Here is a 23,492-nt window from a genome sequence, read left to right as displayed (position 1 = left end):
TCAGCCCCGAGGGCTGTTCAGGCGCAGGCGTGGCAAGCGCGCCTCGAGCAGGCGCGCGGCCTGCAGGACCTTGTGATCCTGGAAGCGCCCGGCGACCAACTGCAGGCCAACCGGCAGACCACCGCTGTCCAGACCACAGGGCAGCGAAGCGGCCGGCTGCTGGGTCAGGTTGAAGGGATAACTGAAGGGCGTCCACTGCGTCCACTCGCTGAATCGCCCTCCCAGCGGCACCTCGACCCCGGCCTGAAACGGTGCGATGGGCATCATCGGTGTCACCAGCAGATCGTAGCGCTCATGCAGCTGCGCCATCTGCGCCGTCAGCTCGGCCCGCTCGCGGCGAGCCTGCAGGTAGCGTTGCAGACTGATTTCGCAGCCCTGCTCGGCAATACGCCGGAAGCCCGGGTCGAGCTGCGCACGCTGTTGTGCATCGAGTCGGCCGAGAGTCTGGCTCGCGCCGGCGTACCAGAGCGTGGTGAAGGTCTCCTGCGGGTCGCTGAATCCCGGATCGACCCGCTCCACCTCTGCGCCCAGTTCGTGCAGCAGCAACACCGCCTGCTCGACACAGGCCCGAATGTCAGGAGCGACCTCGACGTATCCGAAATCGAGGCTGACCGCCACGCGCCAGCCTTTCAGACTGCTGAGTGCCGGCGCCAGCCAGTCACCGCCGCGCGGATTGCCCAGGTAGCCATCGCGCGAATCGGGCTGCGCCATGACACTCAGCATCAGCGCACTGTCGGCGGCGTTGCGGGTCATCGGCCCGAGATGCGAGAGCGTGCTCATCGCGCTGGACGGCCACTGCGGCACCCAACCGAACGTCGGCTTGATGCCAAAGGTGCCGGTGAAGCTGCACGGAATACGGATCGAGCCACCGGCATCGCTGCCCTGGTGCAGCAGGCCGAGGTTCAGTGCAGCCGCCGCCCCCGCGCCGCCGGACGACCCGCCCGGCGTCAGGGCCAGGTTCCACGGGTTGCGGGTGATGCCGTGCAACGGGTTGTCGGTCACCCCCTTCCAGCCGAACTCCGGCGAGGTGGTCTTTCCGATCAGCACCGCACCGGCATTGCGCAAGTGCGCGACAACAGGTGCGTCGGTGTCCCAGGGGCCAGTCGCCGAGCTGGTGGCCGACCCCATGCGCGAGGGCATGCCCCGGGTCAGCGTCAGGTCCTTGATACTGGTGGGGATACCATCGAGCGGACCGCAGGGCTGCCCCGCCAGCCAGCGCGCCTCGGAGGCGCGTGCGGCCTGCATCGCCCCTTCGGCATCGACATGACAGAAGGCATTCACCTGCGGGTTGAAGCGCTCAATACGCGCCAGGCAGTCCTCCAGCAGTGCGACCGGGGACAGCGCCTTGCGCCGGAACAGCGCCAGCGCCTCGACGGCTCCGAGGTCGGCCAGCTCGTTGGCGGCATCGGTTTGCGAATTCATCGGTCTTCCTCCTGATATCACGACTCGACGACGCCAGCCGCACGCAGCATGGCGCGCAGCAGCACGTCGCAACCAGCCGCCAGGTGCTCGGCACTGGCGTTCTCGATCTCGTTGTGACTGATCCCCCCTTCGCAGGGCACGAAGATCATCGCCGCCGGAGCGATACGGCCGACAAAAATGGCGTCGTGGCCGGCGCCGCTGACGATATCCATATGCGACAGGCCGAGTTCACGGGCGGCATCACGCACCGCTTCGATGCAGGGCTCGGCAAAGGGCTGCGGCGCGAAATCCGCCGTAGGCGTCAATCGCTGCCCCAGGCCCCTGCGCTGGGCGACCTCGGCCACCGCCAGGCGCACGTCGGCGACCATCGCCTCGAGCCGTTCGGGACACAGGTGGCGCAGGTCGATGCTCATCTCCACACGGCCGGGAATGACATTGCGCGAACCGGGGTGCACGTTCAGATAGCCGACCGTGCCGCGTGCGTCGGGCTGGTGGGTTTCGGCGATGCGGTTGACCGCCTGTACCAGTTCGGCGGCACCGAGCAGTGCGTCCTTGCGCAGGTGCATGGGCGTCGGCCCGGCATGTGCCTCGACACCCGTGAGGACCAGGTCGAACCACTTCTGGCCGAGCGCGCCAAGCACCACACCGATGGTGGTATCGCGGTCCTCGAGGATCGGCCCCTGCTCGATGTGTGCCTCGAAATAGGCCTGGACCTGGTCCGGGCTGACCGCGTCGCTGCCGGCATAACCTATTGCCTGCAGCGCCTCGGCAACGCTGACGCCGTCGGCATCGCATCGGGCCAGCATCTCGTCCAGTTCCAACTGCCCGGTGAAAACCCCCGAGCCCATCATGCAGGGCGCAAAACGGCAGCCTTCCTCGTTGCTCCAGACCACCACCTCGATCGGCGCACGCGTCTGGATGCCGTGCTGATTGAGACTGCGCAGCACCTCCAGCCCGGCCATGACCCCGTAGCACCCATCGAACTTGCCGCCAGTGGGCTGGGTATCGATGTGGCTGCCGGTCATCACCGCCGCTGCCTGCGGGTCGCTTCCCGGCCGCCGGGCGAACAGGTTGCCGATGGCATCGATACGAATCTCGCAGCCTTCGGCCCGGCACCACTGGATGAACAGGTCACGTGCCTGACGATCCAGTTCCGTCATGGCCTGGCGATTGACGCCGCCCTTTGCCGTGGCGCCCAGGCGTGCCAGATCCATCAGCGATTGCCACAGGCGGTGTTGATCGACGCGCGGCACAGCCGCACGCTGGAAGCTCTCGATTACGATGGTCATTTCAGTACTCTCTGTGTAGCGGGCACCGATGGGCTCAGCTGGGCTCCATCAGGCGCCGTGACAGGACTTGTTCGTAGGTCGGCAACGGCGAATCGGCGGCCAGCGCACTGGACGCCTCGCCGCTGACCAGCATCTGCGCCGCCATCTGCGCCTCCAGGGCGCTCATGTGGTGTTCGGCGTCGCACATGTGCTCGCTCATCAGGGCGCGCACTTTCTCGCGATCCGCGTCGCGATAGGCATCGATCAGTCGCTGGTGATAATCCTGGTTGGCCTGGTCGAAGGCCTTGCGCTCAGGCTTGTAGGCCTTCTTGAACACCACCAGGTCACGCAGCATGTCGTTGAGGAACTGGCACATGAAGGCCAGCAGTGGATTGGGGCAGGCCCGAGCCAGGATGTTATGGAACTCGAGTTCGAGAATACGCTGGCGCCGCTGCTCTTCCTCGCCCTCATGGCACTGCCGGCAGGCCGCCAGGTTGGCCTCGAGCGAGGCAATGTCACCCTCACCCAACTGCCCCACCACGGACATCGCCAGTTCCACCTCGAGCAGCTTGCGCAACTGATAGACCTGCTCACCGTCGAGCTTCTGGAAGTGCAGGAAGTTGCGCAGCGTACGGCTGGCGGGCTCGGTGGTTGGCGGGTTGATGACCGCGCCGCCCCCCGGCCCGGTGCGCAGACTGACCAAGCCTTCGACCTCGAGGATCTTGAGCATCTCGCGAATGGTGCCCTTGGCGCAGCCGAACAACTCCATCAGGGTCTTCTCGTTCGGCAGCCGGTCACCAGCGCCCAACCGCTCGCTGGCAATCCAGCGCTTGACGTCTTCGGCGATCAGCTCGGCCAGTTTCTGGCGTTTGGGGCGATTGGATGCAGCCATGTTCTCGTTCGTTTCCATGCTTGGGCTGGCGGCCGCCATGGCCGCCAGAGGGTGGGGTTCTACCTGGCGGACGTCGCTGGCGTCGCCTCGGTGAGCGGCGCACGACCATCGTCCAGGGTCTCCGGATGGTACTCGGCATCGTAGTCATCGCGCGCCTCGGCGAAACGCTCGACCACCTGCCGGTCGTGACGCTGCAGACACAGGCTCAGCACCACGAACAGCACACTGTTCAACAGCAGCCCCCAGACACCGGCGTGATAGCCAAGCGGGGCACGGAACGCCGGCACGAAGGTCATCAGCAACACGCAGGCCACCCCCGCCAGCAAGCCCCAGATGGCTGCCGTGGGGTGCGCCCGGCGCCAGGTAATGGCACCGACAGTGGGCACGATCAGTTGCGCCGTACCTGCCAGGGCCGCGATACCGATGGTCACCAGTACGCCAGGCACCGTCAGCGCCATCACATAGGCGATCAGCGAGAACAGCACCAGCGACCAGCGGCCGACGCTGACGATGCGCGCCTGCGAGGCGTTGCGATCGATGTAGCGCTGGTAGATGTCCATGGTCACGATGGTCGACACCGCATGGATCTGCGAGTTGGCGGTGGACATCGCCGCCGAGGCGCCTGCCGCGAGGATCAGCGAGGCCAGTACGAAAGGAGCGTACTTCATCAGCATGATCGGCAGGATCTGGTCGGGGTTGGCCACGCCGGGTTCGAGCAGCACCCCGGTGTAGCCGGACAGTATCGAGCCGACGTAGGCGAAGGCCGCGACACCGAGCAGGAACGGCATCAGATTGAACAGCCGGCCGCTTTTCACCGAATACATGCGCAGCCAGATCTGCGGCCCCATGAAGGCGCCTACCGCGGTAATCAGAAACAGCGAGAACCACATCGGATAACCCATGCTGCCGTTCGGCCCTGGCAGCGTCAGGTGCGCCGGTGAGCTGGCCTGCAACTGGGCGAACAAGGCGCCAGGGCCACCCACCTGACTGGAGATGTAGTAGCCGGCGTACATCATGCCGAAGAACAGCAGGGCGCCGTAGATCACGTCGGTCCAGGCGATGGCGCGGATGCCGCCGACCCAGACGTAGACGATGATCACGAAGTAGAACAGCAACGCCGCCAGCCAGAACTTGATCACGCCACCCGAGGCGACTTCGATCAGGTAGGCACCGCCGGTGAGCTGGATCTGCAGGTAGGGAATGGTGAACACCAGGGCGATAGCTGCCACCACGATGCGCAACGCTTCGCTGTTGTAGAAGTCGCCGAGCAGGTCGGAGGGTGTCAGGTAGTTGAAACGCTTGCCGAGGAACCACACGCGCTTGCCGACCCAGTAGTACATCAGGCCGAACAACAGGTTCCAGGCCAGCGCGGTCAGGTAGACCGGGCCGTTGGTGTAGAACGTGGCGTTCGAACCGAGGAAGGCAAAGGCGCTCCACCAGGTGGCGGCGACGGTGAAGAACACCGCAACGCTACCCATGCCACGCCCCTGGACGAAGAAGTCTTCACTGGTCGCTACCGACTGCTTGGCCGAAACCAGGCCAACGATCATCGGAATGATCATGAAGGCGGCAATGATCAGAATGCTGGCTGTCATGGCTCAGACCTCCCCAGCGCGCGGAGAACCGGAGCGGCTGCCCCAGTTGCACCAGTAACCGACGAGGAACAGCAAGGTGATGAGCGACCACCACAACAGGTTCCAGAAGAACAGGAAGGGCATGCCGAGGATGAACGGATCGGCCACGTTGGCCAACATCACCAACGGACTCTCGAGCATGACGAAGCCAAGGAGGATGCCGGTGTACAGAGCCAGCTTGAGCGGAGTGAAGCGTCGTTTCATGGTTGGGTACCTTTCTTGTTGTAGCTGCGATGCAGCCGTATGGCAGGACCAAAAACCGATAAACGGAGCAGTGCTTAATTTTTTATATTTATACGAATAAATACATTAATTATCGCCACGCGCTTCGACTGTCAAGCCCCAACCGGCAGACAACCCATAAAAGTACCGAGCACCCCCTCCCAGGCACACCCCTCTGCCGCGCTAGCTCTGACGCTGCAACTCGCGCCGCACCATGCTGGCGAACTCCGGGGGACTGAGCTGGTAAAGCTCCTGCGCTACCCAGGACAGCCATCGCCCCTGCAGTTCGGCCTTGCGCGCCAGCAGGCGCCGAGCCTCGGCTTCAGCGCGGGCCTGGTGCTCACGGTGGTAGTCAGCGCGGCCTGGTTTTTCTGTCATCACTCTGTTGTCCTTTTCCTCAGCACGGGTGGAGCAGGCATAATCGCCGCCTGTTCGCCCATTTCGACCTTCATCAATGCGCATCCACGTCAGCTTCATCGACCGCGTCGGCATCACCCAGGAAGTCCTGGCGCTGCTTGGCGGGCGCAATCTGAACCTCGATGCGGTGGAAATGGTACCGCCGAATGTCTATATCGACGCGCCGACGCTGAGCGCCGAGGTGCTGCAGGAGCTGCAGGGCGCCCTGCTGCAGGTGCATGGCGTGCGCAGCGTGGAAGTGGTGGACATCCTTCCGGGACAGCGCCGCCGCCTGCAGCTGGACGCCCTGCTCGCCGCCATGCCCGACCCGGTGCTGGCAGTGGACGATCGCGCCACCGTGCTGCTGGCCAACCCGGCGCTGGTCGACCTGTGCGGTCGCGCCCCCGAGGGGCAGAGCATCGCCGCGTTGTTCAGCGACGAGGCGCTGCAGCAATCGCTGCTCGGCGCCGGCTTCCACCAGCCGCTGCGCGAGGTGCACTTCGCCGGCCAGCCCCTGCTGCTCGATGCCCAACCGATCACCGAGGACGGCCGCCTCACCGGTGGCCTGCTCACCCTCTATGCTCCCAGCCGCATGGGTGAACGCCTGGCGGCCCTGCATCACGACCACGCGGAAGGGTTCGATTCGCTGCTCGGTGAGTCGGCGCCGATCCGTGCGCTCAAGGCCCGCGCTCTGCGTGTCGCTTCGCTCGACGCGCCGCTGCTGATCCACGGCGAAACCGGCACCGGCAAGGAGCTGGTGGCGCGCGCCTGCCACACCGTCAGCGTGCGTCGCAGCGCGCCCTTCCTGGCACTGAACTGCGCCGCCCTGCCGGAGAACCTGGCCGAGAGCGAGCTGTTCGGCTATGCCCCCGGCGCCTTCACGGGCGCCCAGCGCGGCGGCAAGCCGGGGCTGCTGGAGCTGGCCAACCAGGGCACGGTGTTTCTCGATGAAATCGGCGAGATGTCGCCCTACCTGCAAGCCAAGCTGCTGCGCTTCCTCAGTGACGGCAGTTTCCGCCGCGTCGGTGGCGATCGCGAAGTGAAAGTGGACGTGCGCATCCTCAGCGCCACCCATCGCGACCTGGAGCAGATGGTCGCCGAGGGCAGCTTCCGCGAAGACCTGTTCTACCGCCTCAACGTGCTCAACCTGGAAGTGCCGCCGCTGCGCGAGCGGGGCCAGGACATCCTGCTGCTGGCCCAGCACTTCATGGCCCAGGCCTGCGCGCAGATCCAGCGCCTGCCCTGCCGCCTGGCGCCGGCCACCTTCGCCGCGCTGCTGGCCGGGCGCTGGCCGGGCAACGTGCGCCAGTTGCAGAACGTGATCTTCCGCGCGGCGGCCATCTGCGACAGCAACTGGGTGGAGATGGACGACCTGGATATCGCCGGCACCGAGGTGGCGCCCAGGGTCGACGGGGAAGTCGGCAGCCTGGAACAGGCGATGGACGACTACGAACGCGCGCTGCTGGAGAAACTCTACGCCAGCCATCCCTCCAGTCGGCAACTGGCCGCACGCCTGGGCACCTCGCACACCGCCATCGCCAAGCGCCTGCGCAAGTACGGCATACCCGGCAAGCACTGAGCCCACGCCCGGCAAGCGCAGCGCCTCGCTGGGCGAATCAGCCGCCAGCCTCGAACACGACCTTCCGCTGGATCATGCGGCGCACAGCCGGCGCGCCGACTGGCGCCGCTGACCCAGCCTGAAACCGCCCGAGTGCGGTCAGCTGGCCGGTGCCTTGATCACTCCGCAGGCAACGCGTGCACCGCCACCGCCCAGCGGCTGCGGGTGGTCCGCGTGGTTGTCGGAGCCGGCGTGGATCATCAGCGCATGATCGCGTAGCGCCTCCAGATGCTCGAGTCGCGGTGCCAGCACCGGCTGGCTGGCACTGCCATCCGCCCCGACGTACAACGCAGGCAGGTCGCCGAGGTGAGCATCATCTTCCCAGGGGAAGCCATGGCGCCCTGCCTCGTTCGGGTCCCAGTGACCGCCTGCGGCTCCGGCCGGTGTCAGCTTGCCGTCCGCCTCCACCGCGTCGCAGCTGGCCTTGGCATGCACATGGAAACCATGGATGCCCGGCTCCAGGCCCTTGAGGTTCGGGGTGAAGACCAGACCGTGAGCGGACTCGCTGATGGTCACGGTACCCACCGCCGCACCCGGTCCCTTCTCGGTCGCCTGTTGCATGGTCACGGTGATGGTTTCGCTGGCCTGTACGGAGGCGGCGCCGAGCAGTGCGAAGGCCAGGGGAATCAGAGGTTTCATGAGGGTTCGAGCTCCTTGTCGATTAACGGTCTGCATAGGGACCTGCCGAGGTGATCAGCGGTTCCGGACAAGCAACGTATCGAAATCATTCCACTGTAACGAATACGCAACGAACAGACAGAAGCCGCAGTGCGCCTGGCGCGACGCAAACTTTTCCATTTACGACGCGACAATCCGTATCGATAACGTTCCAGAACAACCTAGACCATTTTGCAAAAAGCACCAGAAAACACTATAAGTTATTGATTTTATTGATATTTTTAATACTGGCACTGGCATTGCTAACACTCCATCACCTGCCCGCCACCTAGAAGCGGACACCTTTACCCTTTGAGGAGTTGACATGAGCGAGTTGCGTTTCACCGCCGATCACGAATGGCTGCGTCTGGACAACGATGGTCTGGTAACCGTCGGCATCACCCATTACGCCCAGGATGCGCTCGGCGATGTGGTCTATGTGCAACTGCCGGAAGCCAAGTCCTACGCCCAGGGCGAGGAAGTGGCGGTACTGGAGTCGGTCAAGGCTGCCAGCAACATCGTCATGCCGCTGGACGGCGAGATCGTCGAACTCAACGGCGACCTGGAAGGCAGCCCCGAGCTGGTCAACGAATCGCCCCTGGACAAGGCCTGGTTCTTCCGTATGCGCCTGGCCGACAACGCCGTTCTCGCCGACCTCCTCGACCAGGCCGGCTATGATCGTCTGTTGAATGCCAACGCCGACGCCTGAGTGACCGCCATGACCAAGCTCGATACCCAGAACGAATTCATCGCCCGCCACATCGGCCCGCGCGATGCCGATACGGCTGCCATGCTGCAGCTGCTCGGCTATGACTCGGTCGATGCGCTGACCGACAGCGTGATCCCCGAGAGCATCAAGGGCACCAGCATCCTCGGCGAACAGCCGGGCCTGTCGGAAGCCGACGCCCTGGCCAAGATCAAGGCCATCGCCGCACGCAACCAGCAGTTCAAGAACTTCATCGGCCAGGGCTACTACGGCACCCATACGCCGAGCCCGATCCTGCGCAACCTGCTGGAAAACCCGGCCTGGTACACCGCCTACACCCCGTACCAGCCGGAGATTTCCCAGGGCCGCCTGGAAGCGCTGCTGAACTTCCAGACCCTGATCAGCGACCTCACCGGCATGCAGATCGCCAACGCGTCCCTGCTGGATGAGGCCACCGCAGCCGCCGAGGCCATGACCTTCTGCAAGCGTCTGTCGAAGAACAAGGCCAGCAACACCTTCTTCGCCTCCCAGCACTGCCACCCGCAGACCCTCGACGTGCTGCGTACCCGTGCCGAGCCGCTGGGTATCGAAGTGGAAGTCGGCGACGAAGCCGCTATCAGCGATGCCAGCGCCTACTTCGGCGCGCTGCTGCAGTACCCGGCCAGCAACGGTGACATCTTCGACTACCGTGCCCTGGTCGAGCGCTTCCATGCCGCCGGCGCCCTGGTGGCCGTGGCCGCCGACCTGCTGGCTCTGACCCTGCTCACCCCGCCGGGCGAGTTCGGTGCCGACGTCGCCCTGGGCAGCGCCCAGCGCTTCGGTGTCCCGCTGGGCTTCGGTGGCCCGCACGCCGCCTACTTCGCCACCCGCGATGCATTCAAGCGCGACATGCCGGGCCGCCTGGTCGGCATGTCGGTCGATCGCTTCGGCAAGCCGGCCCTGCGCCTGGCCATGCAGACCCGCGAGCAGCACATCCGCCGCGAGAAGGCCACCAGCAACATCTGTACTGCCCAGGTGCTGCTGGCCAACATCGCCAGCATGTACGCCGTGTACCACGGCCCGAAAGGCCTGACCGAGATCGCCCAGCGCGTTCACAGCTTCACCGCCATCCTCGCCCTGGGCCTGACCAAGCTGGGCCACAGCGTCGAGCAGCAGCACTTCTTCGACACCCTGAGCATCAAGACCGGCGCCAAGACCGCCGAGCTGCATGCCAAGGCCCGTGCTGCCGGCATCAACCTGCGCGAGATCGACGCCGAGCGCCTGGGTCTGTCGCTGGACGAAACCACCGACCAGGCCGCCGTCGAGGCGCTGCTGGCGCTGTTCGCTGGTGAGCAGGCCGCCCCTGCCGTCAGCGACCTGGCCGCACAGATCGCCAGCCGCCTGCCGGAAGGCCTGCTGCGCCAGTCGGCGATCCTCGCCCACGAGGTGTTCAACCGCTACCACAGCGAAACCGAGCTGATGCGCTACCTGCGCAAGCTGGCCGACAAGGACCTGGCGCTGGACCGCAGCATGATCCCGCTGGGCTCCTGCACCATGAAGCTCAACGCCGCCAGCGAGATGATCCCGGTGACCTGGCCGGAGTTCGGCAACCTGCACCCCTTCGCTCCGGTCGAGCAGGCAGCCGGTTACAGCCAGCTGACCAGCGAACTGGAAGCCATGCTCTGCGCTGCCACCGGCTACGATGCCGTGTCGCTGCAACCCAACGCGGGTTCCCAGGGTGAGTACGCCGGCCTGCTGGCCATCCGTGCCTATCACCTGAGCCGTGGCGACGATCAGCGCGACATCTGCCTGATCCCGCAATCGGCCCACGGCACCAACCCGGCAACCGCCTCCATGGCCGGCATGCGCGTGGTGGTGACGGCCTGCGATGCACGCGGCAACGTCGACATCGCCGACCTCAAGGCCAAGGCCGAAGAGCACAAGGATCGTCTCGCCGCGATCATGATCACCTACCCGTCCACCCACGGTGTGTTCGAGGAAGGTATCCGCGAGATCTGCCAGATCATTCATGACAACGGCGGCCAGGTGTACATCGACGGCGCCAACATGAACGCCATGGTCGGCCTCTGCGCCCCGGGCCAGTTCGGCGGCGACGTCTCGCACCTGAACCTGCACAAGACCTTCTGCATCCCGCACGGCGGCGGCGGCCCGGGCGTCGGCCCGATCGGCGTCAGGTCGCACCTCGCTCCCTTCCTGCCCGGCCACGCCAACATGGCGCGCAAGGAAGGTGCGGTCAGCGCCGCGCCGTTCGGCAGCGCCAGCATCCTGCCGATCACCTGGATGTACATCACCATGATGGGCGGCAATGGTCTCAAGCGTGCCTCGCAGATGGCGATCCTCAACGCCAACTACATCGCCCGTCGCCTGGAAGAGCACTACCCGGTGCTGTACTCCGGTGAAGGCGGCCTGGTGGCGCACGAGTGCATCCTCGACATCCGTCCGCTCAAGGACACCAGTGGCATCACCGTCGACGACGTGGCCAAGCGCCTGATCGACTTTGGCTTCCATGCCCCGACCATGTCCTTCCCGGTAGCCGGCACCCTGATGATCGAGCCGACCGAGAGCGAGTCCAAGGAAGAGCTGGATCGCTTCTGTGACGCCATGATCGCCATCCGCGAGGAAATCCGCGCGGTCGAGCAAGGCCGTCTGGACAAGGACGACAACCCGCTGAAGAACGCCCCGCACACGGCTCTGGAGCTGGTCGGCGACTGGCACCACGCCTACAGCCGCGAGCAGGCCGTGTACCCGCTGGCGAGCCTGATCGAGGCCAAGTACTGGCCGCCGGTCGGCCGCGTGGACAACGTCTACGGCGACCGCAACCTGGTCTGCGCCTGCCCGTCCATCGAGGCGTACCAGGACGCGTAATGAACCTCCCCTCTCCCGCTTGCGGGAGAGGGGCCGGGGAAGAGGGTAAAGCGGTTGTCTACGCAGCCCCCTCTTCCTGACCCTCTCCCCAAGGGGAGAGGGGACGGTTCAATGCCAGCCTCCCCTATTTTTCGGCTCCCCTCACCGGGGCGGGCCGGATGCATCCCGAGAAAAACGATAAAGAGGGCCTCACCATGTTCAGCAAGCACGACCAACTGCAGGGTTATGACGATGCCCTGCTCGCGGCGATCCAGGCCGAAGAACAGCGCCAGGAAGACCACATCGAGCTGATCGCCTCGGAGAACTACTGCAGCCAGCGCGTCATGCAGGCGCAAGGCAGTGGCCTCACCAACAAGTACGCCGAGGGCTATCCGGGCAAGCGCTACTACGGTGGCTGCGAGCATGTGGACAAGGTCGAGGCGCTGGCCATCGAGCGCGCCAGGCAGCTGTTCGGTGCCGACTACGCCAACGTCCAGCCGCATTCCGGTTCCTCGGCCAACAGCGCCGTCTACCTGGCGCTGCTCAATGCCGGTGACACCATCCTGGGCATGAGCCTGGCCCACGGCGGCCACCTGACCCACGGCGCCAAGGTGTCGTCCTCGGGCAAGCTGTACAACGCGGTGCAGTACGGCATCGACGAGAACGGCCTGATCGACTACGACGAGGTCGAGCGCCTGGCGCTGGAGCACAAGCCGAAGATGATCGTCGCCGGCTTCTCGGCTTATTCGCGCGTGCTGGACTTCGCCCGTTTCCGCGCCATCGCCGACCAGGTCGGTGCGCTGCTGTTCGTCGACATGGCCCACGTCGCCGGCCTGGTCGCCGCCGGCCTGTACCCGAACCCGGTGCCCTTCGCCGACGTGGTCACCACCACCACGCACAAGACCCTGCGCGGCCCGCGCGGTGGCCTGATCCTGGCCAAGGCCAACGAAGAGATCGAGAAGAAGCTCAACTCCGCCGTGTTCCCCGGCGCCCAGGGTGGCCCGCTGATGCATGTCATCGCGGCCAAGGCGGTGTGCTTCAAGGAAGCGCTGGAGCCTGGCTTCAAGGCCTACCAGCAGCAGGTGATCGACAACGCCCGCGCCATGGCGGCGGTGTTCGTCGAGCGTGGCTATGACGTGGTTTCCGGCGGTACCGACAACCACCTCATGCTGATCAGCCTGGTCAAGCAGGGCCTGACCGGCAAGGCGGCAGACGCGGCGCTGGGCGCTGCCCACATCACCGTGAACAAGAACGCCGTGCCGAACGACCCGCAGTCGCCGTTCGTCACCTCCGGTATCCGCATCGGTACCCCGGCGGTGACCACCCGTGGCTTCAAGGAAGGCGAATGCCGCACCCTGGCCGGCTGGATCTGCGACATCCTCGATGACCTGGAAAACCCGGCCGTGATCGAGCGCGTCCGTGGCCAGGTGGCCGAGCTGTGCGCCACCTTCCCGGTCTACGCTGACTGATAACCGACGAACAACGGGCCGCGTTGCGGCCCCTACCGGTGCGCTCGGCGCACCCAACAGGAACTCGACATGACCACTGAAACTCTCGCCAAGACTCCGCTGCACGCCCTGCATATCGAACTCGGCGCGCGCATGGTGCCCTTCGCCGGCTACGACATGCCCGTGCAGTATCCGCTGGGCGTGATGAAGGAACACCTGCACACCCGTGATGCCGCCGGCCTGTTCGACGTATCGCACATGGGGCAGATCCTGCTGCGTGGCGAGAACGCCGCGCGCGCCCTGGAAACCCTGGTCCCGGTCGATATCATCGACCTGCCGGCCGGCATGCAGCGCTACGCCATGTTCACCGATGCCAATGGCGGCATCCTCGACGACCTGATGGTCGCCAACCTGGGTGACGACACCCTGTACGTGGTGGTCAACGCGGCCTGCAAGGATCAGGATCTGGCCCACCTGCAGCAACACATCGGCGACCAGTGCCAGATCGAGTGCCTGTTCGAGGAGCGCGCCCTGCTCGCCCTGCAAGGCCCGAAAGCGGTCGACGTGCTGGCCCGCCTGGCACCGGAAGTGAGCAAGATGACCTTCATGCAGGTCGCCCGCGTACGCCTGCTGGGCAGCGACTGCATCGTCAGCCGCAGCGGCTACACCGGCGAAGACGGCTTCGAGATTTCAGTTGCCGTCGAACAGGCCGAAGCCCTGGCGCGCAGCCTGCTGGCCGAAGTGGAAGTCGAGGCCATCGGCCTGGGCGCACGCGACTCGCTGCGTCTGGAAGCCGGCCTGTGCCTGTACGGCCACGACATGAGCAGCGCGACCACGCCGATCGAAGCCAGCCTGCTGTGGGCCATGTCCAAGGTCCGCCGCGAAGGTGGCGAGCGCGCCGGCAACTTCCCGGGCGCCGAGCGCGTGTTCGCCCAGCAACAGCAAGGCGTGGCGCGCAAGCGCGTGGGCCTGCTGCCGCAGGAGCGCGTACCGGTGCGTGAAGGCGCGGAAATCGTCGATGCGGACGGCAAGGTGATTGGCCAGGTCTGCAGCGGCGGCTTCGGCCCGACCCTCGGCGCACCGGTGGCCATGGGCTACGTAGACGCCAGCCATGTCGCCATCGACAGCGACGTCTGGGCCGTGGTGCGCGGCAAGCGCGTGGCCATGAAAGTCGCCAAGACCCCGTTCGTGGCGCAGCGTTACTACCGCGGCTGATCCGCGTCCTGCGCCCTCTTCCGAATCCGGCAGAGGGCCAGTCGCAGAGAGGGAGAGCCCGCCAGGTGCATGTGGCGGGTTTCACCCGCCCTACCCCCTGATCCGCTCATAGGGCACCCGTTCGCGCCCCGCGCGCAGCGTTTGCGCCCACCAGTTCAGCTGCACCAGCGTGTGTGCCAGCGCCGAGTTGGCATGCCGGGGTTCGCGCAGCGCGCCGCACTCATCGAACTGTTCCCAGGCATTGGTGAAGCTCACCGAGCCGCGTACCGTCATCGCGTGCAACTCCGCCAGCACCTGGCGCAACTGCTCCACGGCACGCAGCCCTCCCGACACCCCGCCATAGCTGACGAAGCCCACCGGCCGCGCATCCCAGGACGCCGGCACTTCATCGATGAACTGCTTGAGCGCCGACGGATAGCCGTGGTTGTACTCCGGCGTGACGATGAGAAAGGCATCTGCCCGCAACAACTGCTGCAGCGACTGATGACGCTGCTGTGCGGTGGCCGGCGCCTCATCGGGCTGACGGAACATCACGGCCGGATCGACCAGACTCAGTTCGAACTCGCTACGTTGTTCAATCTGCTCGCGCGCCCAGGCCACCACCTGGTCGCAGAAGCGCTCTTCACGCACACTGCCGTAGATCAGTACCAGACGAATGCGGTCCTGCATGGGAATACCCTCGGTGTTGTCTATCCAGGCCAGCAAGGGTAAAACCTCAACTTAACATGAGGTCAACAGGATTCTTTCATGACAGCGCCACGCTGCATCCACGAACGCCCGCTCAGCGTCGGCGAGGTCGCCGAACGCAGCGGCGTGACGGTATCTGCCCTGCACTTCTACGAGTCCAAGGGGCTGATCCAGAGCCAGCGCAACGCCGGTAACCAGCGGCGTTACCGACGCGATGTGCTGCGCCGCGTGGCGATCATCAAGGTGGCGCAACGCCTTGGTGTGCCACTGGCCGACATCGGCACGGCACTGGACAGCCTGCCCAGCGACCACCTGCCCACGGCCGCCGACTGGCAGCGGCTGTCGGCGCAATGGCGCAACGACCTCGACGCGCGCATCAGGCAGCTGACACGGCTGCGCGACCAGCTCACCGGCTGTATCGGCTGCGGTTGCCTGTCGATGCAGGACTGCCCGCTGCGCAATCCCCAGGACACCCTGGGCCAGCAAGGCACGGGCGCACGCCTGCTGGAAGTCGACTGACGGCCTCGCTCGAGCGCACTAGTCGTCCTGGCAGTTGCGCCGGTTGCTGAACAGCTCGCGCTGCATCTCGCGCATGTCCAGGGAAATCGCCGGAACCTGAGGCAAGCGCTGCACCAGTGCACGTACGATGCGGCGCGACAGGGCCCGCTTGTCCTCATCGCTGCGCCCGGACAGCAGGTAGAAGATCAGGTGCACGAAAGGCCCCGGCTCGCCCCCGACGCAATGATGCTCGTGGAGACTCAGGCGCACCTTGATCTCGTCCGGGCGGAACAGGCCACTGGCGGCCGCCTGCTCATGCACCAGTTGCAACAGCGCCTGCGGCGCGATCAGCTCAGCCACCTCGCGGGCCGCTTCGATCAGGCAGTGGGGCATGGGCAAGCGCTCGACATCGGGGATGTTGTCATACGTTATCACACAACAATATCGATACCAGCAGATTGCCCAAGCCCCCTGGAAAGGCCCGCCCGTACCTGGATAGCACAGACAAACCGCAAGATACAGGGAGAACGCCCCTCAGACTTTCGTCTAGCCATGCGTTGACAAGCGACAAAAAGGCTGTCGATAATCCGATCAGTTGTATGACGACATATGACAAACAATAACAACAAGAATCAGGGCCAGGACATGACCACTCTCGCCTCTTCCCCAGCACAGCAGCGCCTCACCTGCTCGGCAGCCATCGCCACCACACGCCACAGAAGCGGATTCGCCGGAGGCTGACCCCAGCCACCGGCAATGACCGGTCGCTTCAGGCCGGCCTGCCCTGCGGGGCACTTCAACCACCAACCCGACATGCAGGCTGCCACCAGCCAGCAGGGGACGGTTCGTTCAAAAACTGGGAGCACAACAACAATGACTGCACGCAACACCCTTCCCCTGGCGCTGCTCGGCAGCACTGCACTGGCGCTGATCCTGCCTGCCACGACGCATGCCGCCGGTTTCATCGAGGACGCCAAGGTCTCGCTGAACCTGCGCAACTACTACTTCAACCGCAACTACCTGAACGGCACCGATCCACGGATCCAGGGCGAACGCCAGGGCCAGGCCGAAGGCTGGACCCAGAGCTTCATCCTCGATGCCCGCTCCGGCTACACCGAAGGCACCGTCGGCTTCGGCCTCGATGTGCTCGGCCTGTACAGCTTCAAGCTCGATGGCAACCGTGGCGCCGCCAACACCAACCTGATGCCCATCCATGACGATGGCGAAGCCGCTGACCAGTTCGGCCGCACCGCCGTGGCCGCCAAGGCCAAGATCTCCAAGACCGAGCTGAAGGTCGGCGAATGGTTCGCCGTACTGCCGATCCTGCGCGCGGACGACGGTCGCTCGCTGCCGCAGACCTTCCAGGGTGCCCAGCTGACCTCCAGCGAGATCGACGGTCTGACCCTGTACGGCGGCCAGTTCTGGAAGAACAGCCAGCGTCATGACGCCAGCCGCGAAGACATGTCCTTCGGCGGGGTGAAAGGCGACGACTTCAACTTCGGCGGCGGTGAGTTCCGCTTCAATGACAACCGCACCATGGTCGGCGCCTGGCATGCACGCCTGGAAGACGTCTACCAGCAGAGCTTCCTGCAGCTGACCCACAGCCAGCCGGTGGGTGACTGGGTGCTGGGCGCCAACCTCGGCTACTTCAACGGCAAGGACGAAGGCGCATCGAAGGCCGGCGACCTGGACAACAAGGTCTACCAGGGCGCGCTGTCGGCGAAGAAAGGCAACAACACCTTCCAGGTCACCTATCAGCGCCTGAGCGGTGACACCAAGTTCCTGCGCATCGACGGCGCCAGCGGCGGCTCGCTGGTCAACGATGGCTACCTGTCGGCCTTCGACAACCCGCAGGAGCGCTCCTGGCAGCTGCGTCACGACTACCACTTCGCCGGCCTCGGCATTCCCGGCCTGACCCTGATGAACCGTTACACCAGCGGTTCCAACATCCACACCGGCGGCCGTACCGACGCCGAGGAATGGAGCCGCGAGACCGAGCTGGCCTACACCATCCAGGAAGGCACGCTGAAGAACCTGAACGTGCGCTGGCGTAACTCCAACGTCCGCCGCGACGTTGGCCAGGACCTGCACGAGAACCGCCTGATCATCAACTACCCGCTGTCGATCCTGTAATTTCCGACGCCTCACTGCGTCCTATCGACTCCTGTGTGTTTACGGCACTTTGCGCCCGTCCTCGTGACGGGCTTTTTTTCATTCATTTCAGGCACTGCAGCGGCGCCGCCCGTGCCGTTCGCCGGCTCTCCTTCAGCGCAAGCGTTCGACCATCTGCGCCAGCACCGTCAGCACATCCCGCCCCAGCCTCTTCGAACGGGCGCCATTCCAGCCGGTACCCGGCTGCGGGCTGTCATCGTGATCCTTGAACGGCATCTCGATGGTGAACGACAGGCAGTCGAACGCCTCGCCCACGGCGTTGCAGGCCAGGGTCAGGTTGGCCTGGCCGGGCTGGCTGCGCGGGTAGCCGAAACGGGTCTGGAACTCGGCGCCGATGCCGACCAGACGGCTGCGGAAATCCTCCTCCAGGGCGGCCAGGCGCGGCGTGTAACTCGGGTTGCCCTCACAGCCGGCCGTGAACACGTGGGGAATTTCCTCGTCGCCATGGATATCCAGGAACAGGTCGACGCCAATGCGCTGCATGTGCTGCAACACGAACAGCACTTCCGGGCTGTGCTCGGAGTTGGCCGACTGCCAGGCGCGGTTGAGGTCCTGCCCGGCGTAGTTGGTGCGCAGATGCCCCCGGTAGGCGCCATCCGGATTCATGTTCGGCACCAGGTACAGCTCGGCCTCGGCCAGCAGCGCGGCGATCTCGGCGTCATCGGGGTCCTGCAGGCGCTCGATCAGCCCCTCCATGAACCACTCGGCCATGTGCTCGCCGGGATGCTGCTGGGCAATGATCCACAGCTTGCGCGGCGCTGCTGCCTGACCGCCGATACGCAGCAACTGGATATCGCGCCCCTCCAGGCTGCGACCGCAGGCCACCAGCTCGGCACCACGCTCCAGCGCCGCACCGACCAGGCGCTCATGACGTGCCCGCGGATAGGGTTCGAAGTAGGCGAACCAGGCCTGCTCGCCCTCGGCCTGCAACTCGAAGTGCAGTTGCCCGTCGGCGAAGCGCGTGGGTACGCGAAACCAGTGCTGCTGGTCGTAGCTGGCCACGGCCTGGTAGCCGTCCCAGGCCTGGTTGTAGGCCGACTGCCCGGCGTTGGTCAGGCAGAAACCATGACGCTGGCCGACCTGCAGGCCGTCGACCTGAAAGTGGAACCACTGAAAATGATGGCTGTTGAGATCTGGCCGCATGGCCAGCAATACTCGCTGCGGGTCACTGGAATCGATGACCTGGATATTGCCACTGTCGAAATCCGCACTGATCTTCATGACTGCCTCGCCGACGAAACCGGCCATCAGGATTGCAGCTAGTCGCTCAGGTGTGAAGTCGTCAGTGCATGAACGGTGCGAAGCGAACTATGGTGAACGACTCGGGCCTAACGCCATCACACGTCAAACAAGGAGTCCGCCGCCATGCCCATCTTGCCCCCCTTTCGTCGCGCCGGCGTCGCCCTGCTCGCCCTGGCGCTGCTGGCCGGCTGTGCAGGGCGCAGCCCGGACTCCGGCACCGCCCCAGAGGACTCGCAGACCGGCCAGCCCGCCGCCCAGACGCAGCAGGAGCAGCTGCGCCAGCAGGCCGAGCGCGGCGACCTGGACAGCCAGTTCCAGCTCGGCAGCAGCTATTTCGTCGGCCAGCCGGAGAAGAACCTCAAGCAGGCCGAGTACTGGTGGAAGCGGGCTGCCGACAAGGGCCATGCGATGGCGGCGGTGAGCCTCGCCTACCTCTACACCGGGCGCGACGCGCCGGAGTTCGCCAACCAGCGCGACATGCTCAAGTACCTCAACCAGTCGGCGGCGGCCGGCAACCCCATGGCCCAGCACGTGCTCGGCAACCTCTATCGGCGTGGCGAAGGCGGTGTGCCGCGTGATCCCGACCAGGCCCTGCGCCTGTACCAGAGCGCCTGCGCGCAAGACTACCAGGCCTCCTGCGCGGCGCTGGGCCGGCAGTGAGGCGTCGCTGCGCGGCCACCCGCGCCACGCTTCGCCTGCGGGTGTCGCCACGGTGACCGCGCCTGAGCCCGCATGCGGGCTCAGGGCTGCAGATCGAACAGCGCCTTGCCGCTCTCCATGTCGCAGGGTGCGGAGAAGTGCTCGTGGAAGATCAGCCAGCGGCCAGCCTGGCGCCGCAGGCACTGGGTCACGCGCATCCAGCAGGTTTCCAGCTCGCCCTTGTCATTGCTGCCACCGCAGTGCAGCAGGTAATGGCTGACCGCGAGATCAGCGCTGACGTTGAAGCTCGGCTCATGCGGATCGAAGCGCCCCTCACCGCCACACATTTCCATGCAGGCCTGCCAATGCGCCTGATACGCCGAGCGCCCCTGGAAGCGCAATGGGCCCACGGCGTCATAGGCGACCACATCCTCCACGTAGTGACTCATGATGCGTGCCACATCCTTGCTGCGGCAGGCTTCGGTCCAGCTGTTCAGTGCGTCTTGCAGTTCGGACTGACTCATGGCGTTGCTCCTTCGCTCAGGTTCGGGCCTTGTGGGCGCAGCAGTCGTGCGCAGGCGCACGCTGCTCGTACTCGTCGTGCAAGCGAGTCCAGTCGAGGCCCTTGCCATCCAGATCCGGCATGCCGTCCCAACCCTCGCCGCGACCAAAAGGCGTGAGGTCGAGGAAATGGAAGCTGCCCATCAGCATCTCCACGCCCCGGCCATAACAGGAATAGGTGTGATAGATCTGCCCGCCGTCGCGCAGGAACACGCTCAGTCCGTGCTGCTCGCCCTGGACGTGGTAGCCCTGCCCCAGGCGCAGCAGCTCCTCCTTGTCGCGGTAGTTGTACTGCACCGGCGCGACCTGCTCGTCGGTGGTGGCGTGGTAGTCGTAGTTGAAGCGGCAGCCATGGGAGCTGTACCAGGGCAGCGACCAGCCCATGCGTTGCCTGAAGGCTTCGAGATCGGCCAGCGGCGCGCGGGAGACCAGCACCAGGTTGGTGTCGCGTTGATGCAGGTGGGACTGATGGCCGATGCTGTCCACCAGGCTGGAACACCCGGCGCAGCCCTTGCCACGGTCCATGTGATACATGAAGTGGTAGACGATCAACTGGCTGCGGCCGTCGAACAACGCCTCCAGCCCGACCTCGCCTTGCGGCCCCTGGAAACGGTAGTCCTCCTCCACCCGCACCATGGGCAGGGCGCGACGGGCACGGTTGAGCGCATCACGCTGGCGGGTCAGTGCCTTTTCCTGCTCCAGCAATGCCTTGCGGGCGGCCAGCCATTGCTCACGCGTGGCGACCTCGGGGACAGGGTGACGATCCATGACGGTTCTCCTGTGGCTGAACGACAGCGACTCAGTGCTACGCGGCGGGGTCGATATCCAGGTCACGTACCGGTCGCACCTCGACGCAACCGACACGGGCAGCAGGAATGTGGCCGGCGAGCTGAAGCGCCTCGTTGAGATCGCGCGCCTCGATCAGATAGAAGCCGGCCAACTGCTCCTTGGTTTCCGCGAACGGCCCATCGGTGATCGTCAGCCGGCCAGCGCGCATGCGCACCGTGGTGGCGGTCTGCACCGGCTGCAGCGCCTCCGCCGCGAGCATGCGCCCGCTGCCCTGCACCTGCCGGGCGTAGGCGTGGCACTCACTGTCATGGGGGCTGTCGGGGGAGCTGTGCAGCTCCTGCTCATTGGCATAGACGAGGCAGAGGTATTTCATGTCGCGCTCCAGTTCCATGGCGGTGGGTACTGGATAGTCGAACGCGACGACGCCGTTTCGACAATGGCCGAAAAAACAGCGTCGAAGCCGACGAACGGTCAGGCGCGAACTACTGCGGCACCTCGACGCTGACGTGGATCGCGTCGTGGCGCCAGAACTCCAGGTCGCAGTCGATGATGCGCCCATGCTGGTCGCGATTGACCCGGGTGACCCGCAGCGCCGGGCTACCTGGCGCCACCCGCAAGCTGGCCGCTGCCTCAGCGTGCAACGCGGTGGGCACCATGTCGAAGCGCACCCGGCCGTAGTGGATGCCGTACTCGCTGGCATACAGGTCGGTCAGCGAGCGCGTCAGGTCGAATTCGAGAATGCCGGGGAAGTAGGCCGGGTTCAGGTAATGCTCGACGTACAGCACCAGGCGCCCGTCGATGCGCCGCGCCCGGCACACCTGGTAGACGCTGGACAGCGCCGGCAGCTCCAGCAGCTGGCAGACCTGCGCACTGGCCGGCATCAGCCTCGCGCTGAGCACCTCGGTGGCGGGCACCCGCCCCTGTTCGGCGACCATGGCATGGAAGTGGGTGCGGACCAGCGGGTTGTAAGACACCCGCTGCGGAGAAACGAACCAGCCACGGCGTTCCTCGCGGTACACCAGCCCCTGAGCCTCCAGCTGACCCAAGGCCTCACGCAGGGTGATGCGGGTGGTGTCGAACAATTCGCTGAGCTTGCGCTCGGCCGGCAACTTGCTGCCGGACGGCAACAGGCCCCGGTCGATCTGCTCCTGCAATGCGCGGCAGATGATGGTGACCGCTCGCGGCGCTTCATCGCGCATCAATTTCTCCCCTTTTGGACTAGTCCAGCCCCAACACGGGGCACACGTCATTCGCTCGAATGGGTGACAAGACTAGGCAGTCTAGATGACTGATAGATGACAGCTATGCTGCAAGCATGCCGCATGCCACCACGACCTTCGTGCACAACCCGTTAAATCAGTTACTTATCCATGGTCTACGCTTGCTGAGCGCGCCATCCGTACAGGCCTAGACATCTGCAGCTGGCAAACGGACATAAAACTGTCATCGAAGGCGCTTAGATTGGCTCGGGTATTGCTGATCTAGACCAACACACACACCGCAAAGGAGTTTCCGATGAAACAACTGCTGCTGGCTTCTCTGATGGGTTCGGCGATTGCCCTCGCCACTTCCGCCATGGCTGCAGGCACCGACCTGCAAGCGCTGGAAAAAGCCGCTCGCGCCGAAGGCGCGGTCAATAGCGTGGGTATGCCCGACAGCTGGGCCAACTGGAAGGACACCTGGAACGACCTGAATAGCAAGTACGGCCTCACGCACTCCGACACCGACATGAGCTCGGCCCAGGAGATCGCCAAGTTCGCCGCCGAGAAGGACAACGCCACCGCCGACATCGGCGACGTAGGCGCCGCCTTCGGCCCCATCGCCGTGCAGCAGGGCGTGACCCAGCCCTACAAGCCGAGCACCTGGGAGCAGATTCCGAGCTGGGCCAAGGATGCCGACGGCCACTGGATGCTGGCCTACACCGGCTCCATCGCGTTCATCGTCAACAAGCAACTGGTCAAGGACGTACCGAAGTCCTGGGCCGACCTGAAGAACGGCAAGTACCGCGTCGCCATCGGTGACGTCAGTGCCGCCGCCCAGGCCGTCAACGGCGTACTGGCTGCAGCCATCGCCAACGGCGGCGACGAGAAGAACATCCAGCCGGGCCTGGACTTCTTCGCCAGCATCGCCGAACAGGGCCGCCTGTCGCTGTCCAACCCGACCATCCAGACCCTGGAGAAGGGCGAAGTGGAAGTGGGCGTGGTGTGGGACTTCAACGGCCTGTCCTACCGCGACCAGATCGACCCCAGCCGCTTCGAAGTGCTGATTCCGTCCGATGGCTCGGTCATCTCCGGCTACAGCACCATCATCAACAAGTACGCCAAGAACCCGAACGCGGCCAAGCTGGCGCGTGAGTACATCCTTTCCGACGCCGGCCAGATCAACCTGGCCAAGGGTAACGCCCGGCCGATCCGCGCCGAGCACCTGACCCTGCCGGCCGACGTGCAGGCCAAGCTGCTGCCCAACGAGCAGTACGCCAAGGTCCAGCCGATCAAGGACGCTGCGGCCTGGGAAGCCACGTCCAAGGCGCTGCCGCAGCTGTGGCAGGAGCACGTCATCATCAACATGGAGTGATAGGTTGA

23 protein-coding genes are annotated in these 23,492 nt (G+C 65.2%); 9 read left to right on the top strand and 14 right to left on the bottom strand.

Annotation, left to right across the window (positions count from 1 at the left end; translation table 11 throughout):
- The 6 genes from EWH21_RS08015 to EWH21_RS07990 all read right to left on the bottom strand — a co-directional run bounded on the left by EWH21_RS08015 (window position 1) and on the right by EWH21_RS07990 (window position 5,819).
- Window positions 1-1,422, bottom strand: coding sequence for an amidase (locus tag EWH21_RS08015; protein ID WP_277700242.1), 1,422 nt, complete (start codon window positions 1,420-1,422; stop codon window positions 1-3).
- A 17-nt stretch (window positions 1,423-1,439) separates the two neighbouring features.
- Window positions 1,440-2,711 carry a Zn-dependent hydrolase gene (locus tag EWH21_RS08010; protein WP_277700241.1) on the bottom strand — a complete coding sequence of 424 codons (1,272 nt, stop codon included), beginning with the start codon at window positions 2,709-2,711 and terminating at the stop codon, window positions 1,440-1,442.
- A 34-nt stretch (window positions 2,712-2,745) separates the two neighbouring features.
- Window positions 2,746-3,582, bottom strand: a complete 837-nt coding sequence (locus tag EWH21_RS08005) for an FCD domain-containing protein (protein WP_051800641.1) — start codon at window positions 3,580-3,582, stop codon at window positions 2,746-2,748.
- A gap of 59 nt (window positions 3,583-3,641) precedes the next feature.
- Window positions 3,642-5,177, bottom strand: coding sequence for a sodium:solute symporter family protein (locus tag EWH21_RS08000; RefSeq protein WP_277700240.1), 1,536 nt, complete (start codon window positions 5,175-5,177; stop codon window positions 3,642-3,644).
- A 3-nt stretch (window positions 5,178-5,180) separates the two neighbouring features.
- Entirely contained in the window at window positions 5,181-5,420 is a 240-nt protein-coding gene (locus EWH21_RS07995) for a hypothetical protein (RefSeq protein ID WP_277700239.1), read from the bottom strand.
- A gap of 201 nt (window positions 5,421-5,621) precedes the next feature.
- On the bottom strand, window positions 5,622-5,819 hold the full coding sequence (locus EWH21_RS07990; RefSeq protein WP_175254365.1) for a hypothetical protein: 198 nt from the start codon (window positions 5,817-5,819) through the stop codon (window positions 5,622-5,624).
- 73 nt (window positions 5,820-5,892) lie between these two features.
- On the opposite strand from EWH21_RS07990, the gene EWH21_RS07985 reads away from it, so the two are divergent.
- Window positions 5,893-7,413: a sigma-54-dependent transcriptional regulator gene (locus EWH21_RS07985; protein WP_047587685.1), complete on the top strand. Its 1,521-nt coding sequence runs from the start codon at window positions 5,893-5,895 to the stop codon at window positions 7,411-7,413.
- A gap of 138 nt (window positions 7,414-7,551) precedes the next feature.
- On the opposite strand, the gene sodC is transcribed toward EWH21_RS07985, so the two are convergent.
- Window positions 7,552-8,091 carry a superoxide dismutase family protein gene (gene sodC, locus EWH21_RS07980; RefSeq protein ID WP_037055370.1) on the bottom strand — a complete coding sequence of 180 codons (540 nt, stop codon included), beginning with the start codon at window positions 8,089-8,091 and terminating at the stop codon, window positions 7,552-7,554.
- Window positions 8,092-8,434: 343 nt separating this feature from the next.
- On the opposite strand from sodC, the gene gcvH reads away from it, so the two are divergent.
- From gcvH to gcvT, 4 genes are all read left to right on the top strand, one after another.
- The gene (gene gcvH / locus EWH21_RS07975) at window positions 8,435-8,818 is read left to right on the top strand and encodes a glycine cleavage system protein GcvH (RefSeq protein ID WP_037055368.1); all 384 of its coding nucleotides are present in this window, start codon (window positions 8,435-8,437) and stop codon (window positions 8,816-8,818) included.
- Between the two features lie 9 nt (window positions 8,819-8,827).
- The gene (gcvP, locus tag EWH21_RS07970; protein WP_134677408.1) at window positions 8,828-11,680 is read left to right on the top strand and encodes an aminomethyl-transferring glycine dehydrogenase; all 2,853 of its coding nucleotides are present in this window, start codon (window positions 8,828-8,830) and stop codon (window positions 11,678-11,680) included.
- A 194-nt stretch (window positions 11,681-11,874) separates the two neighbouring features.
- Window positions 11,875-13,128: a serine hydroxymethyltransferase gene (gene glyA / locus EWH21_RS07965; protein WP_134677406.1), complete on the top strand. Its 1,254-nt coding sequence runs from the start codon at window positions 11,875-11,877 to the stop codon at window positions 13,126-13,128.
- Between the two features lie 69 nt (window positions 13,129-13,197).
- Entirely contained in the window at window positions 13,198-14,322 is a 1,125-nt protein-coding gene (gcvT, locus tag EWH21_RS07960) for a glycine cleavage system aminomethyltransferase GcvT (RefSeq protein ID WP_037056998.1), read from the top strand.
- Between the two features lie 90 nt (window positions 14,323-14,412).
- On the opposite strand, the gene EWH21_RS07955 is transcribed toward gcvT, so the two are convergent.
- Complete coding sequence (locus tag EWH21_RS07955; protein WP_277700238.1) at window positions 14,413-15,027, bottom strand: NAD(P)H-dependent oxidoreductase; 615 nt, start codon at window positions 15,025-15,027, stop codon at window positions 14,413-14,415.
- A gap of 42 nt (window positions 15,028-15,069) precedes the next feature.
- On the opposite strand from EWH21_RS07955, the gene soxR reads away from it, so the two are divergent.
- Window positions 15,070-15,528, top strand: a complete 459-nt coding sequence (gene soxR, locus EWH21_RS07950; RefSeq protein WP_037056995.1) for a redox-sensitive transcriptional activator SoxR — start codon at window positions 15,070-15,072, stop codon at window positions 15,526-15,528.
- Window positions 15,529-15,546: 18 nt separating this feature from the next.
- Here the strand turns inward: soxR and EWH21_RS07945 are convergent, their stop codons facing one another.
- Window positions 15,547-15,900 (bottom strand): 5-carboxymethyl-2-hydroxymuconate isomerase, encoded by a 354-nt coding sequence (locus EWH21_RS07945; RefSeq protein ID WP_277700237.1) that lies wholly within the window; start codon window positions 15,898-15,900, stop codon window positions 15,547-15,549.
- 480 nt (window positions 15,901-16,380) lie between these two features.
- Between EWH21_RS07945 and EWH21_RS07940 the strand changes: the two genes are divergently transcribed.
- The gene (locus tag EWH21_RS07940) at window positions 16,381-17,640 is read left to right on the top strand and encodes an OprD family porin (protein ID WP_277700236.1); all 1,260 of its coding nucleotides are present in this window, start codon (window positions 16,381-16,383) and stop codon (window positions 17,638-17,640) included.
- A gap of 132 nt (window positions 17,641-17,772) precedes the next feature.
- Here EWH21_RS07940 and EWH21_RS07935 read toward each other — a convergent pair whose 3' ends face one another.
- A complete protein-coding gene (locus tag EWH21_RS07935; RefSeq protein WP_152490093.1) occupies window positions 17,773-18,900 on the bottom strand; it encodes a M14-type cytosolic carboxypeptidase in 1,128 nt (375 codons plus the stop codon).
- Between the two features lie 144 nt (window positions 18,901-19,044).
- Here EWH21_RS07935 and EWH21_RS07930 point away from each other — a divergent pair, with 144 nt between their 5' ends.
- Window positions 19,045-19,581 (top strand): tetratricopeptide repeat protein, encoded by a 537-nt coding sequence (locus EWH21_RS07930; RefSeq protein WP_277700235.1) that lies wholly within the window; start codon window positions 19,045-19,047, stop codon window positions 19,579-19,581.
- A gap of 80 nt (window positions 19,582-19,661) precedes the next feature.
- Here the strand turns inward: EWH21_RS07930 and EWH21_RS07925 are convergent, their stop codons facing one another.
- The 4 genes from EWH21_RS07925 to EWH21_RS07910 form a co-directional block, all read right to left on the bottom strand.
- Window positions 19,662-20,084: a nuclear transport factor 2 family protein gene (locus tag EWH21_RS07925; RefSeq protein ID WP_277700234.1), complete on the bottom strand. Its 423-nt coding sequence runs from the start codon at window positions 20,082-20,084 to the stop codon at window positions 19,662-19,664.
- A gap of 16 nt (window positions 20,085-20,100) precedes the next feature.
- Entirely contained in the window at window positions 20,101-20,889 is a 789-nt protein-coding gene (locus EWH21_RS07920) for a DUF899 domain-containing protein (RefSeq protein WP_277700233.1), read from the bottom strand.
- A gap of 37 nt (window positions 20,890-20,926) precedes the next feature.
- Complete coding sequence (locus tag EWH21_RS07915) at window positions 20,927-21,283, bottom strand: YciI family protein (RefSeq protein WP_277700232.1); 357 nt, start codon at window positions 21,281-21,283, stop codon at window positions 20,927-20,929.
- Between the two features lie 109 nt (window positions 21,284-21,392).
- Entirely contained in the window at window positions 21,393-22,109 is a 717-nt protein-coding gene (locus EWH21_RS07910) for a UTRA domain-containing protein (protein ID WP_037056975.1), read from the bottom strand.
- Window positions 22,110-22,425: 316 nt separating this feature from the next.
- Here EWH21_RS07910 and EWH21_RS07905 point away from each other — a divergent pair, with 316 nt between their 5' ends.
- A complete protein-coding gene (locus EWH21_RS07905) occupies window positions 22,426-23,484 on the top strand; it encodes an ABC transporter substrate-binding protein (protein WP_037056973.1) in 1,059 nt (352 codons plus the stop codon).
- Window positions 23,485-23,492 lie beyond the last annotated feature (8 nt).

The organism is Pseudomonas sp. REST10, from assembly GCF_029542605.1.
GTDB classification, from domain to species: domain Bacteria; phylum Pseudomonadota; class Gammaproteobacteria; order Pseudomonadales; family Pseudomonadaceae; genus Aquipseudomonas; species Aquipseudomonas khazarica.
This window is presented reverse-complemented; position numbering and strand designations above follow the sequence as displayed.